Genomic DNA, 12590 nt, shown 5'->3' on the forward strand with positions numbered 1-12590 from the left:
TGGCGGATATACCTGACTTGGCCCGGCGCAAGGATGAAGCTTGCCGTGATGTCCGGGCCGCATGCTTCCAGATCAAAGCCCATCTCCCGAGCGCCCGCTGGAAGCATGTTCTCTTTTTTCGTTCCCGTTACCGAGGCAGGACTTTGACTTTTTCGGCCACAGCCATCGTCATCATGGGTATCAGCGGCTGCGGCAAGTCTACGCTGGGGGCAGGGCTCGCCGAGGCGACGGGTTACCGCTTCGTCGAAGGCGACGATCTTCACCCCGCCGAAAACATCGCCAAGATGTCGGCTGGCATCGCCCTGAGTGACGATGATCGCTGGCCGTGGCTCGAGCGGATCGCCGAGGTCCTAAGCTCCGCGAAGGCAGGGGACGGCTGCATCGTATCCTGTTCCGCCCTGCGCTATGCCTACCGGCATCTGTTGAGAACGCGGTCACCCGAGGGGCTTCTGTTCGTCTTTCCGCACCTGCCGACTGACATTGTCCGCGCCCGTCTGCGCGATCGACCCAACCATTACATGCCGCCCAGCCTGATCGACAGCCAGGTGGCAACCTTGGAACTGCCCAGGCCGGACGAGCCTGTCCTGACCATCAACGGTGCCGCGGACCCGTCGCGGTGCGTCGACCTGGTGATGAGCTTTCTGTCGACTCCCCAAATCTCCCCGCGACATTCACTTACCCACATCTGACCGAAGGCCTGACCCAATGGCACGCAAAACCCTGATGATCGCCGCCAGTCTGGCGGCCCTGGCTTTGAGTATCCCGGCCTGGGCGCAGGAGGGGCGGGGGTCCGTCTACCTGACCGCGCCCAACGACCGGCTGGCCATAACGGTCAAGGGCGTGGGCGACGGCAAGGCCGACGACACCGCCGAGATCCAGGCCGCCATCGATGCCGCGGCGAAATCGGGCGCCGGCGGCATGGTCTGGCTGCCGTCCGGCCGCTATCGCATTACCAAGAGCCTGGTCATCCCGCCGGCCGTTCGCCTGTTCGGCGTCGGCCCAACGCGGCCCGTGTTGCTGCTGGCCGACCGTACCCCGGGCTTCGACCAGGGGGTGGCGACCATGGTGATCTTTAGTGGTTCCGATCAGTACAACACCGGACCGGTGCCCGTGCCGGTTCCGTCGGCGCGCCCGTACAGCGCTATTGTCCGCGACGCCAATTCCGGCACCTTCTATTCCGCCCTGTCCAATATCGATTTCGAGATGGGTAAGGGCAATCCCGCCGCGGCCGGGGTGCGCATGCGCCTGGCCCAGCACGCCTTCCTCAGCCACATCGACTTCCGCCTCGACTCGGGTTTCGCCGGCATCTACCAGGCCGGCAATGTCGTCGAGGACGTGCATTTCTATGGTGGCCGCTACGGCATCGTCACCGAAAAGACTTCGCCCGCCTGGCAGTTCACCCTGATCGACTCGACCTTCGACGGCCAGCGCGAGGCGGCGATCCGCGAGCATGAGGTCGATCTGACCCTGATCAACATCTCCATCAAGAACACGCCCGTCGGCATCGATATCGACCGCGGCTACAGCGACAGCCTGTGGGGCAAGGACGTCCGCTTCGAGAATGTCTCGAAGGCCGCCGTGGTGATCAGCAATGAAAGCAGCCCCTTCACCCAGATCGGCTTTGACAATGCCGTGGCCACCGGCACGCCGGTGTTTGCGCGCTTTCGCGACACAGGGCGGACGCTGAAGGCGCCGGGCGCCAATTATCGCGTCAGGGCGTTCAATTACGGCCTGAAGATTGAGGGCCTGGGCCAGATCGGCCAGTTCGACACCAACTATCAGACCGAGGCCTTGGCGCAGATGCCGAAATGGGGCGGCAATGTCCTGCCGGCCCTGCCGCCGGTGGCTCAATGGGTCGACGTCCGGACGCAAGGCGTGGTCGGTGACGGCGTCGCCGACGACACGGTTACCCTGCAAAAAGCCATCGACACCCACCGGGTGATCTATCTGCCAATGGGTCACTACCGGGTCAGCGACACTCTGCGCCTGCGCAGCGATACGGTCCTGATCGCCTTGCACCCCAGCCTGACCCAGATCACCCTGACCGAAGAGACGCCGGCCTATCAGGGCGTTGGCAGCGCCAAGGCGCTGATCGAAAGCGCCAGCGGCGGCAACGCCATCATCACCGGGTTGGGACTGTTCACCGGTGGGGTCAATCCGCGCGCCACGGCGCTGTTGTGGAAGGCCGGCGAACGCTCGCTGGTGGAGGACATCCGCATTCATGGCGGCCACGGCACGTTTCTGCCCGATGGCAAGCGCGTCGACTTTTCCGATCCGAAGTTCCGCATGGACGGCCAGCATCCCGGCATCTGGGTGACCGACGGCGGCGGCGGCTACTTCGTCGGCAACTGGACGCCCAATACCATGTCCGACACCGGCTTCTATGTCAGCAACACCAAGACGCCCGGCCATGTCTACGAACTATCGGCCGAGCACCATCATCGCCATGAGATCGTGCTGGACGGCGTTGAAAACTGGGAGTTCCTGTCCCCCCAGACCGAGCAGGAGGTCATCGACGGCCTGGAATCGATGTCGCTGGAAGTGCGCAACTCCAAGAACATCCTGTTCGCCAACTACCACGCCTATCGCGTCACCCGCAGCCTGAAGCCGGCGACCACGGCGGTGAAGCTGTACAATGTCGAGAATATCCGCTTCCGTAATATGTCCGTGAATGCCGAGAGCGGCTACGCCACCTGCGATACCAATGGCTGCGGCACCTATCTGCGCGCCAGCAAGTTTCCGTTTGAGAACGCTATTACCGACATGACGAACAAGCTGGAGCTTCGCGAGCGCCAGTTCGCTGTTCTGGACGTGACCTCCACCCCGCCTGCGGTACCGACCACACCCGTGCCGGCCGGTCTGGAAGCGGCAAGGGTCGAAAAGCTGGAAGGCGACTTCTATTCGATCAGCGGCGGCGCCGTCGACGCCAAGGGCAATCTCTACTTCGTCGACAAACACTTCCACCGCATCTACCGCTGGTCCAAGGCGCGCGGCCTGGAGGTCGTCAGCGACGAGCCTCTCGATCCCGTCAACCTGGCCGTCGATAAATCCGGACACCTGATGGTGCTGTCGTCTGACGGACCCGAGGCTTCGGTCTACAGCTTCGATCCGTGGACGGCGACGGCCCCGATCACCCGCATCGCCCCGACGCTGGTGTCAGCACGCACCGATGCCGTGGTCGCCCTGCCGGGCAATCTGTGGAACAACGGCGAATTCCGCGACCAGCTCGACCCGAAGACCTATGAGTTCACCACCCTGGCACAGATGTTCGCCCGCGACGTCGCCGTGCCCAAGACGCACGAATATGTCTCGCCCGACGGCAGCCTGGTCCTGCCCGCCTTTCGCGTCTACAAACAGGGCAAGACCAACTTCCAGGGCTGGCGCTGGTCTGACTCGCTGGAAACCTATGGCTTCGTCACCGCCAAGGTCGGCGACCGGGTAACGGTCAGCAACGGCTCGGAGCAGCGCATCTACAGCGGGTTGGTCGGACCGGGTGGCAGCATCACTGACGTCAAGGCCCTGACCGATCGCGGCGGTGAAAGCGTTGCCGTCGACGCCAAGGGGCGGTTGTTCGTCGCCAACGGACAGATCTTCGTCTATGACGCCGCAGGCAAAGCTTTGGGACGGATCGATACGCCGGAGCGCCCCTTGCAGCTTATCTTCGGTGGCGAGAACCAGGAAACCCTGTTCATCCTGACGCACCACAGCCTGTACAGCCTCAGTGTAAAGGGCTTCTGATGGCGTTTCTGTCTGCGGAGACGACCGCGCTGGTCATTGTGCTGATCGCGGTCCTGTCGCTTGTTGCCATGATCGCCTGGGTGAAGGTTCAGCCTCTGCTGGCCTTTGTCATAGCCTCGATCCTGGCCGCCCTGCTGCTGCAAATGCCGCTCGAGAAGATCGCCAAGTCGATTGAGACCGGCATTGGCAGCATGATCGGGTCTTTGGCCGTGCTGCTGGCCCTGGGCGCCATTTTCGGCAAAATCGTCGCCGACAGCGGCGCGGCGAAAAAGATTTCGATCGTTCTGATCAAGGCGTTCGGCGACAAGCGCATCGCGATCGCGCTGTGCCTGACCGGTTTTATTGTCGGCATCCCGCTGTTCTATAATGTTGGCTTCGTTCTGCTGGTGCCGTTGATCTTTTCGGTGGCGCGTCAGTCGGGCAAACCGATCGTCTATCTGGCGCTGCCGGTCATGGCCGGGCTGTCGATCTCGCATGGCTTTCTGCCGCCGCATCCTTCGCCAGCCGCCATCGTGCCGATGTTCGGCGCCGATATGGGCCTGACTTTAATTTATGGCCTGATCGTCGGCATCCCCACGGCTCTGGTCGCCGGGCCGGTCTTTGCCTTGACTGCCAAGCACATTGTCGCCAATCCGCCCAAGCTGTTCGTGGCCGAAGAGGTGGCGGACGACAAGTTACCGTCGGCGGCCAACTGCTTCCTGACCGCGCTCTTGCCGGTGATTCTGCTCAGCGCCTTTACCTTGCTGGGCTATGCCGAAGGCCTGGACGCCCAGACGAAGTCGCTGGTCGCCTTCCTCGGCAATCCGATGATTGTCATGCTGGTGTCGGTGGTGGTGGCCCTGGTGACGCTTGGCCTCGGGCGCGGCATGCCGCTCAATGACCTGATGACCGGTTCGGGTACGGCGCTGCGCGAAATCGCCCCGATCCTGCTGATCATCGCCGGTGCGGGTGCGTTGAAACAGATCTTCGTCGACGGCGGTGTCAATGAGCAGCTTGGGCTGATGCTTAAAAGCCTTCCGGTACCGCCGCTGGTGCTGGGCTGGCTGATCGCCGGCGTCATTCGTCTGGCCCTGGGTTCCGCGACCGTGGCAGGTCTGACGGCCGCAGGACTGGTCGCGCCTCTGGTGGCGGCCAGTGGGGTGGATCCCAATCTGATGGTGCTGGCCATCGGCGCCGGAAGTCTGATGTTCAGCCACGTTAATGACTCGGGCTTTTGGATGTTCAAGGAGTATTTCGGGCTGTCCGTGAAGGACACGCTTCGCTCCTGGACCCTGATGGAAGGGCTGGTCGGCATATGTGGCTTGGGCTTTACACTGTTGCTGAGCCGGTTCGTGGCTTAAACCCTGATTCGCGATAACCTCGCCAGCAGCCACCACGCCGCGATGGCCGGCAGAAAGGTGATGGCGACAAGCCAGAATGGCGTGCCGAACGACAATAGGACCGTCGCCAGAATCTGCCATACGGCCAGGACGCCGACGGTCAGCAGGATGAGGACGAGGAAGCGCTTGAAGCTCATGCGCCTATTCTGCGTCGAACTTGGCGATGTCGTCAATCAGGCCGGCCACCGCGGCGTCGATAATCTTCTGGCCGTCCTCGACCGTGGCCAGCGACGAATCCGAGCCGATGCGGCCGTCGGTAAACCGGGCGCGGTAATCCAGGGCGTCGCGGATCGGGCCGTTCGGTGCGACCTGCGGCTCCATGGTGTGGGATTTCACACGGTCAGGATAGGCCGCAAAGGTCACCGCGATCTCCGAGGGGGTGGCGTGGGTGCCGTGGCCGGTCGGGTACAGCTTGGCGCACAGGCGCGAAATGCCCGGCAGGTCCCACCAGTTGCGCAGCTTCAGGATAAACGGACAGGGCTCGGCGGCGTAGGAATAGTCGGAATAGATCTCGGAAAAGGCGGCTTCGATGGTGGCGACATTACCGCCGTGGCCGTTGAGGAAATAGATCCGGTCGAAGCCGTGGCGCGCCAGGGAATTCACCCAGTCCGAAATTGCCGCCATAAAGGTCGAGGGGCGCAGGGAGATCGTGCCGGAAAAGGACAGGTGGTGCTGGGCCATGCCGATATTAAAGGTCGGCGCGATCAAGAGGTCGCCTGATTTTTCCGCGGCATGGGCGATGATTTCCGGGCAAAGCCAGTCTGTACCCAGCAAGCCCATGGGGCCGTGCTGTTCGTTGGAACCGATGGGGATGATGACGGTCCGCGACGACTTCAGGCGTTCGTCGATTTCGGGCCAGGTGGAAAATGCCAGCAGCATAAGAATACTCCGTCGCAATCTGCGTCGAGACTGTTCGTAAATGGGTGATGCTGGCCTGCAAAGGGCCGTTTTCTGCGCTTCCGGTGCTCACGTACAAAAAGTACGCTCCGCTCCGGTTCTCGAAACCGACCCTTTTCGGCTCAGCCTGACCCATTTTCAAACAGTCTCTTAAGCGTTCCCACTTCTTGGCGCCATCTTTTTCGCATTGGTCTTATGGACTTAGGATTCGCGTTTCCCTAAGGTCCCGCCAACGAAAACCCCCTTGGTTCCTTTGGGGCCAGAACGGGGGAATGCAGAGGACGACGACCATCATGCCAGATCATTTTTTCCGCGTTCCCGGCGACTTCATCCGCCCCGGCACCCTGACCGCCGGTGGCCTTCAGGCCCAGCGCGACAGGTTTGCCGCCGATCCGGAACATTACTGGCGAGGCCTTGGCGATTCCCTGGACTGGATTCACGAATATTCGCAGGTCAAGGACGTCTCCTTTGACCGGGCCGACTTCCGCATCCGCTGGTTCTACGACGGCGTGCTCAACGTCTCGGCCAACTGCATCGACCGCCACCTGCGCACCCGCGCCGACCAGACTGCCATCATCTTCGAAGGCGACGATCCCGGTGTGTCGCAACACATCACCTACGCCCAGCTTTCGGAAGCGGTCAACAAACGCGCCAACCTGCTCAAGGCTCATGGCGTCAAGAAGGGCGACCGGGTCACCATCTACATGCCGATGGTGCCGGAAGCCGCCTACTTCATGCTGGCCTGCGCCCGGGTCGGCGCCGTCCATTCGGTGGTGTTTGGCGGTTTCTCGCCCGACAGCATCGCCGGCCGGATTCTGGACTGTCAGTCGGACATCGTCATCACCGCCAATGAAGGCCTGCGCGGCGGCAAGACCATTCCGCTGAAGGCCAATGTCGACCTCGCCCTGTTGCAATGCCCCAATGTCCGCCATGTCCTGGTGGTCGAACACACGCCGGCGCACTACCTGACCCATGACGGCCGCGACATCAGTGTCCCCAAGGCCTTGGAAAGCATGTCGGCCGACTGCCCGCCCGAGCCGATGAACGCCGAAGATCCCTTGTTCATCCTCTATACCTCGGGCTCGACGGGCAAGCCCAAGGGCGTGTTGCACACCACGGCCGGCTATCTCGCCTGGGCAGCCTATACCCACCAGACGGTGTTCGATTATCAGGATGGCGACGTCTACTGGTGCACCGCCGATATAGGTTGGGTCACAGGCCATTCCTATGTTCTGTATGGGCCGCTGGCCAATGGCGGCACCACCCTGATGTTCGAAGGCGTGCCCAACTACCCGACCGTCAGCCGGTTCTGGCAAGTGATCGACAAGCACCAGGTCAATATCTTCTACACCGCCCCGACGGCGATCCGCGCCCTGATGCGCGACGGTGAGGCGCCGGTAAAGGCGTCATCACGTGCCTCTCTGCGTCTGCTAGGTTCGGTCGGTGAGCCGATCAATCCGGAAGCCTGGCTGTGGTACCACAAGGTGGTCGGCGACAGCCGCTGCCCGATCGTCGATACGTGGTGGCAGACCGAAACCGGTGGCATTCTGATCTCGCCGGTGCCGGGCGCCACCCCGCTGAAACCCGGTTCGGCCACCCAGCCCCTCCCTGGCGTCCAGCCCTGCCTGGTCGATGCCGAAGGCAAGGTGCTGGACGGCGCTACCGAAGGCAATCTGTGCCTGACAGACTCGTGGCCGGGCCAGATGCGCACCGTGTTCGGCGACCATGCCCGTTTCCTGGAAACCTATTTCTCGACCTATCCCGGCATGTACTTCACCGGTGACGGATGCCGCCGCGATGAGGACGGTTATTACTGGATCACCGGACGGGTCGATGACGTGCTGAACGTCTCGGGGCACCGGCTGGGCACGGCCGAGGTCGAAAGCGCCCTGGTCGCCCACAGCGACGTCACCGAGGCTGCCGTCGTCGGCTATCCGCACGATATCAAGGGCCAGGGCATCTGGTGCTACGTCACCCTGAAGCAGGGCGTCGAAGGCACAGACGCGCTGAAGGTCGAACTGCGCAACTGGGTGCGCCAGGAGATCGGGCCGATCGCCTCGCCGGACGTCATCCAGTTCGCGCCAGGCCTGCCCAAGACGCGGTCGGGCAAGATCATGCGCCGCATCCTGCGCAAGATCGCCGAGGGTGATACTTCGAACCTGGGCGACATCTCGACCCTGGCCGATCCGTCGGTGGTGGCGGACCTGATCGAGGGCGCCAAGGGGCTGGGATAGGCTTACGTTTCCCTTATGGTGCCTTATATTTCTCTTATTGTGTAAGCGCGGAATGCCGTGTCCGTCCTTATCTCCATGCGCCTATACTGATGGGCTAATCACCCATCAGGAGGACCGTCATGGACAAGCCGCGCGACGACGCCAACTACCCTACTTCCACCGGTAATGCCCCGGATTTGTTCGGTGAGAAAGCCGGCCAGAGCCAGTCGGCTGCCGAGCAGGGCCAGACCCCGGGCGGCATGAACCCGTTCCAGAGTGGCAGTGCTTTTGCCAGCACGGCTGGCCTGACTGCCAATCTGTCCGTCCAGGGCGGCACGGCACGTGACGCCTCTGCCGCCGGGGATCCGACCTTCGCGACTGAGGTCCAGAACAATGCCGCTGAGGTCGTCGCCGACGACGCCGGTAGCGTCACCCAGGCACCGGACGATGGCGATAACGTGAATTCCGATCCTTCGGAACCTAACGCTGTCGACGCCGTCACCTACGAGGGTAAGAAGGTGTTTTCGCCGCATGAACTGAACCAGGCCGGCGAGGACAAGGAATATTTTCATCCCGACAAGGACCACAAATTCGATGCCCCTAAGGACGCGAACGACCACGCGCTGACTCCGGACATTGAAGTCAAACCGGATAACACAGTCGGTCGGGTAGGCTAGCCGTATACATCGAAACCGATTAGAAGCCGGGAGGTCAACCTTCCGGCTCTTGTCATGCTCAATCCCAACTCACCCCTTGCAAAACTGATGACTGCGCCGGTCCGGTCGGGCCTTGTCACTTGGATCGGTTTGCGGCCCCAGCGTCAGGCGCCGATCGAGGTGGTGGAGGCGGCGCGTCTGACCACAACGCAGGGGCTGGTCGGTGACCGCTATTCCGGCCGCAGCGGTAGCCGTCATGTCACCCTGATCCAGGCGGAGCACCTGACGGCGATTGCGGCCTATCTTGGCCTGGACGCTGTCGCACCGGAGCTGATGAGGCGCAACATCGTGGTGTCAGCGCTGAACCTGCTGGCCTTGAAGGAACAGCGTTTCCGGCTTGGTTCCGCCTTGCTGGAAATGACAGGAGAATGTCATCCCTGTTCCCGAATGGAGGAAACGTTCGGGCCCGGCGGCTACAATGCGGTCCGCGGCCACGGCGGTATCACTGCGCGGGTATTGGAAGACGGCGAGGTCCGCGTGGGCGACGCCGTCCTGCCTCAGGGCCAGTCGGACCGGGCATAGGTGCGGAAGGCCGGTCGCTGCATCAGCCGGTCATAATAGGCGCGGACCTGAGGCAGGTCGGCATGCGCCAACGGTGTTGCGACCCAACGATGGACCGCCAGACCGATGGCGATGTCCGACAGGCGAAACTGCGGACCTGAGACGTAGCCGCCCGTCTTGGTCAACTGACCTGCGAGGATGGCCATGACCCGGTTCCATGCCGTGACGGAGGCTTCGATCCGTCCGGAATCGTCATAGCCAGGCGCACGCCGTGCCAGGGCCAGGAAGGCATAGACCCAGGCGGCGTTGAGATCGGTCGCCTGCCAGTCCAGCCACTGATCGACATGGGCGCGTGCCACGGGTTCGGAAGGGTAGAGCTGCGGCCCATGGCGGTTGGCGAGATAGCGGATAATGGTGTTGGATTCCCACAGGGTGACGTCGCCATCGATCAGCACCGGAATCTGACCGTTAGGGTTCAACGCCAGGAATTCCGCCGTATCGACGGGCCGAAAACCGACACCCCAGTCCTCGCGGTCATAGGCGAGATTCAGTTCGTCGCACGTCCACAGCACCTTGCGGACATTGAGCGAGGAGGGGCGGCCCAGGATGCGGAGCATGTTTCAGCCTTTCACAGTGAGTTCGACGATGGTGTCGTCGCCGTCATGCAGGTTTTCCGCCTTGCGGACGGCGGCCTTGATCGGGAGCAAATAGCTGCCCGACGCTTTTTCCGGAAACAGGGACGTGTTCCAGGTTGTAGCGCCGATGCGGGCATTGACCGCGACCGAGCCCCAGGCGCGGCGGTCGGCGATCTGGCACTTGATCTCGAAAGCAATATCGCCGGGCAGGGTGACGAAGACCCACGACGCCGGGGCCTCGCCCTTCCAGCGCCACAGCTTGCCGGAGAAACTATAGCTCACGACTGGCCTCTCCACGCTTGACGGCGCCATACCACGCCCAGAGCAAATGCGAGGCTACGGAACGATAGGGCGACCAGATCCTGGCGCGTTCGGCGCTGTATTTTTCATCGGGCCGGGCGTCCCGTTGGTCGAGCCAGCCCAAGGCCTCACGCAGCGCAATGTCGCCGACCGGGAAGAGGTCAAGACGGCCTTCCGAGAACATCAGATAGACCTCGGCGGTCCAGCGGCCGACCCCTTTCAGCGCCAGCAGTTTGTCGGCAGCGGCCTCGATATCGAGGTGCGTCAGGCTTTCGGTGTCGAAGACGCCGCCATGGATGGCTTCGGCCAGGGCGCGGGCATAGGCGATCTTGGGGCGTGACAGCCCATAGCCGCGCAGAAGATCCACGTCGTGGGCCAGCAGGGCCTGGGGGCTGACCTCAGTCAGACCGGCGTGCAAACGGCCGACAATTGTGTCGGCGGCCTTGACCGACAACTGCTGTTCGACGATCAGGCGCAGCAGGGCTGGGAAGCCACTTTCGCGCAGGCGGTACTGAATATGGCCGAACCGCTCGGTCAGCGGTTTCAGTTTCGGATCGGCCTCAGCGAGGTGGGCCAGATGAGCGGGATCTAGCGGCGTCATGGTCGCGATGTATCACCGGATTCGCCGGTTTCTGGCAGCAGGTTAAGAGATTGGAACCGCGAATGAACGCCAATAAACGCCAATGTTCATTTTCACCATGACACTGTTGGTTGGCCGGGGAGGCTAATGTTGATGACTGCCTTTGGCGCTCTCTATTCGCGTTTATTGGCGTTCATTCGCGGTTCCAAAAACCTACGACTTGATGCAGCCCACTTGCGCGACGCGGTATTCACGCCGCAGCGTATCCGAGACGATGCCGTAATTGGCCTTAGTGATCACCGCCTCGCTGTCGAAGTCCGGCTTCATCGCCGTGACGCTGGTCAGTTTGGCCAGGGTTTCCGGCGTCGAGGTATAGATCCGGCCACGGCGCGGCTTTTCCTTGATGGTGACGGCGATGACCTTCGAATTGTCGTCAAGCACCGGAGCGCCCGCCAACTGGTTCAAATCACCGCGAATGCCGCGTGTCCGGCCGGCCTGGGCCCACGCCATCACGGTTTCCGCGCGCTCACCGCGCTTGGCCCGCTTCAGGCTGACCGTGCCGATATAGCGCGCCGTGGCCTCGCCCGGCAGGTCGGAGGGGTAGCCGGGCATGAAGCCGCGCACACCGGGTTTGATGGTCATCGGATCTGTTGGCGTCAGGGCACGGCCGGCGCCCTGGGTCATACCGATGACATAGCCATCGAGGCCTTTGACCGTGCGCACCGTGAAGGGTACGCCGAGATTGCCGCCGATGTTCAGGAAGGGGTGGGGGCAGCCGGCGACGCTGTCACGGGCCATGATCCATTCGCCCGACGCCGCGACGGCAAAGGCCGTGCCGGTCATGACGCGTTGATCGTCCCGCGGCAGGTTAATGATCGAACCTGCGGAGAAGGGGGTAAAAGTGGCGAACAGCGACATTTCACCAACGCCCGGTGGCGGTGGCGCCTCCGGCAGGGCGGAGTTCTCATGCCACACGCCGGGAACGATCACCAGGACCGCAATCGCCGCTGCGTAAAGGAGCCAGTCGGCCTTCATGGGTCAGACAGAGATGGCAGCAGCGAGGACCAGGGCGGCGGCCAGTTTGGCCGCCACCAGCAGCACCGCGGCGGAGGTTTCGCCTTCGTTGATGCGGTTGGGCAGGCCGGCCAGCATGAAGTCGACCAGGCGGAAGACGAACAACTGCAGCACGATGGTGGCGCCGCCCCAGAGCAGGATTTCGCGCCATGACGTTGCGGCGGCCAGGGAGGCCGCCAGCGGAATGGCCAGGCCGATGATGACGCCGCCATAGGCGACCGCCGCGGCGGAATTACCCTCGCGGATCTGTTGAATTTCCTTATAGGGCGTAAGGACCGAATAGATGAAGGCGCCGAGGAACAGCATCAGCAGGGTCAGGCCGGCATGGGCCAGGGTGGTTGGAAATCCTTCGGCAAAAGCCTGGATCTCGGGCCGCAGAATCTCGGGCGACAGGAAATCAAGATTGAACGAGTCGGTTGTCATACTGTCCCCTACTTTCTGTACACCCCGCCGGGCGCTCATTCATGGGATATTGTCCCTGCAAGATCAAGTCCAACAATAAACCGCTGTGGACAATATTACTGTTGCAACCAAAAAAGGCCAAAAAAATGCAAGGG

General features: G+C 62.5%; 13 protein-coding genes. 6 read left to right on the top strand and 7 right to left on the bottom strand.

Annotated features, from left to right (window positions below; translation table 11 throughout):
- Positions 1-143: 143 nt before the first annotated feature.
- From ABI_RS06675 to ABI_RS06685, 3 genes are read left to right on the top strand one after another with little or no spacing between them, the layout of a single operon-like run.
- A complete protein-coding gene (locus ABI_RS06675; protein ID WP_006272117.1) occupies positions 144-689 on the top strand; it encodes a gluconokinase in 546 nt (181 codons plus the stop codon).
- Between the two features lie 16 nt (positions 690-705).
- Entirely contained in the window at positions 706-3738 is a 3033-nt protein-coding gene (locus ABI_RS06680) for a glycosyl hydrolase family 28-related protein (RefSeq protein WP_006272119.1), read from the top strand.
- Entirely contained in the window at positions 3738-5078 is a 1341-nt protein-coding gene (locus ABI_RS06685) for a gluconate:H+ symporter (RefSeq protein WP_006272120.1), read from the top strand. Before ABI_RS06680 ends, ABI_RS06685 begins: the two co-directional genes overlap by 1 nt.
- On the opposite strand, the gene ABI_RS06690 is transcribed toward ABI_RS06685, so the two are convergent.
- Both ABI_RS06690 and ABI_RS06695 read right to left on the bottom strand, forming a co-directional pair.
- A complete protein-coding gene (locus ABI_RS06690) occupies positions 5075-5254 on the bottom strand; it encodes a hypothetical protein (RefSeq protein WP_006272121.1) in 180 nt (59 codons plus the stop codon). The two genes, ABI_RS06685 and ABI_RS06690, sit on opposite strands and share 4 nt — an antisense overlap.
- Positions 5255-5258: 4 nt before the next feature.
- A complete protein-coding gene (locus tag ABI_RS06695) occupies positions 5259-5996 on the bottom strand; it encodes a creatininase family protein (RefSeq protein WP_006272122.1) in 738 nt (245 codons plus the stop codon).
- A 311-nt stretch (positions 5997-6307) separates the two neighbouring features.
- Between ABI_RS06695 and acs the strand changes: the two genes are divergently transcribed.
- The 3 genes from acs to ABI_RS06710 all read left to right on the top strand — a co-directional run bounded on the left by acs (position 6308) and on the right by ABI_RS06710 (position 9465).
- Complete coding sequence (acs, locus tag ABI_RS06700; RefSeq protein ID WP_006272124.1) at positions 6308-8248, top strand: acetate--CoA ligase; 1941 nt, start codon at positions 6308-6310, stop codon at positions 8246-8248.
- 119 nt (positions 8249-8367) lie between these two features.
- A complete protein-coding gene (locus ABI_RS06705; RefSeq protein WP_006272125.1) occupies positions 8368-8904 on the top strand; it encodes a hypothetical protein in 537 nt (178 codons plus the stop codon).
- Positions 8905-8958: 54 nt separating this feature from the next.
- Entirely contained in the window at positions 8959-9465 is a 507-nt protein-coding gene (locus ABI_RS06710; RefSeq protein ID WP_006272126.1) for an MOSC domain-containing protein, read from the top strand.
- On the opposite strand, the gene ABI_RS06715 is transcribed toward ABI_RS06710, so the two are convergent.
- From ABI_RS06715 to ABI_RS06735, 5 genes are all read right to left on the bottom strand, one after another.
- Positions 9441-10061, bottom strand: coding sequence for a glutathione S-transferase family protein (locus ABI_RS06715; protein ID WP_006272127.1), 621 nt, complete (start codon positions 10059-10061; stop codon positions 9441-9443). The two genes, ABI_RS06710 and ABI_RS06715, sit on opposite strands and share 25 nt — an antisense overlap.
- Positions 10062-10064: 3 nt before the next feature.
- Complete coding sequence (locus ABI_RS06720) at positions 10065-10361, bottom strand: DUF1905 domain-containing protein (protein ID WP_006272128.1); 297 nt, start codon at positions 10359-10361, stop codon at positions 10065-10067.
- The gene (locus ABI_RS06725; protein WP_006272129.1) at positions 10351-10980 is read right to left on the bottom strand and encodes a DNA-3-methyladenine glycosylase family protein; all 630 of its coding nucleotides are present in this window, start codon (positions 10978-10980) and stop codon (positions 10351-10353) included. Before ABI_RS06725 ends, ABI_RS06720 begins: the two co-directional genes overlap by 11 nt.
- Positions 10981-11172: 192 nt before the next feature.
- Positions 11173-11994 (bottom strand): hypothetical protein, encoded by an 822-nt coding sequence (locus ABI_RS06730; protein WP_006272130.1) that lies wholly within the window; start codon positions 11992-11994, stop codon positions 11173-11175.
- A 3-nt stretch (positions 11995-11997) separates the two neighbouring features.
- The gene (locus ABI_RS06735) at positions 11998-12456 is read right to left on the bottom strand and encodes a DUF350 domain-containing protein (protein ID WP_006272131.1); all 459 of its coding nucleotides are present in this window, start codon (positions 12454-12456) and stop codon (positions 11998-12000) included.
- Positions 12457-12590 lie beyond the last annotated feature (134 nt).

It is taken from the genome of Asticcacaulis biprosthecium C19 (assembly GCF_000204015.1).
Classification (GTDB): Bacteria; Pseudomonadota; Alphaproteobacteria; order Caulobacterales; family Caulobacteraceae; genus Asticcacaulis; species Asticcacaulis biprosthecius.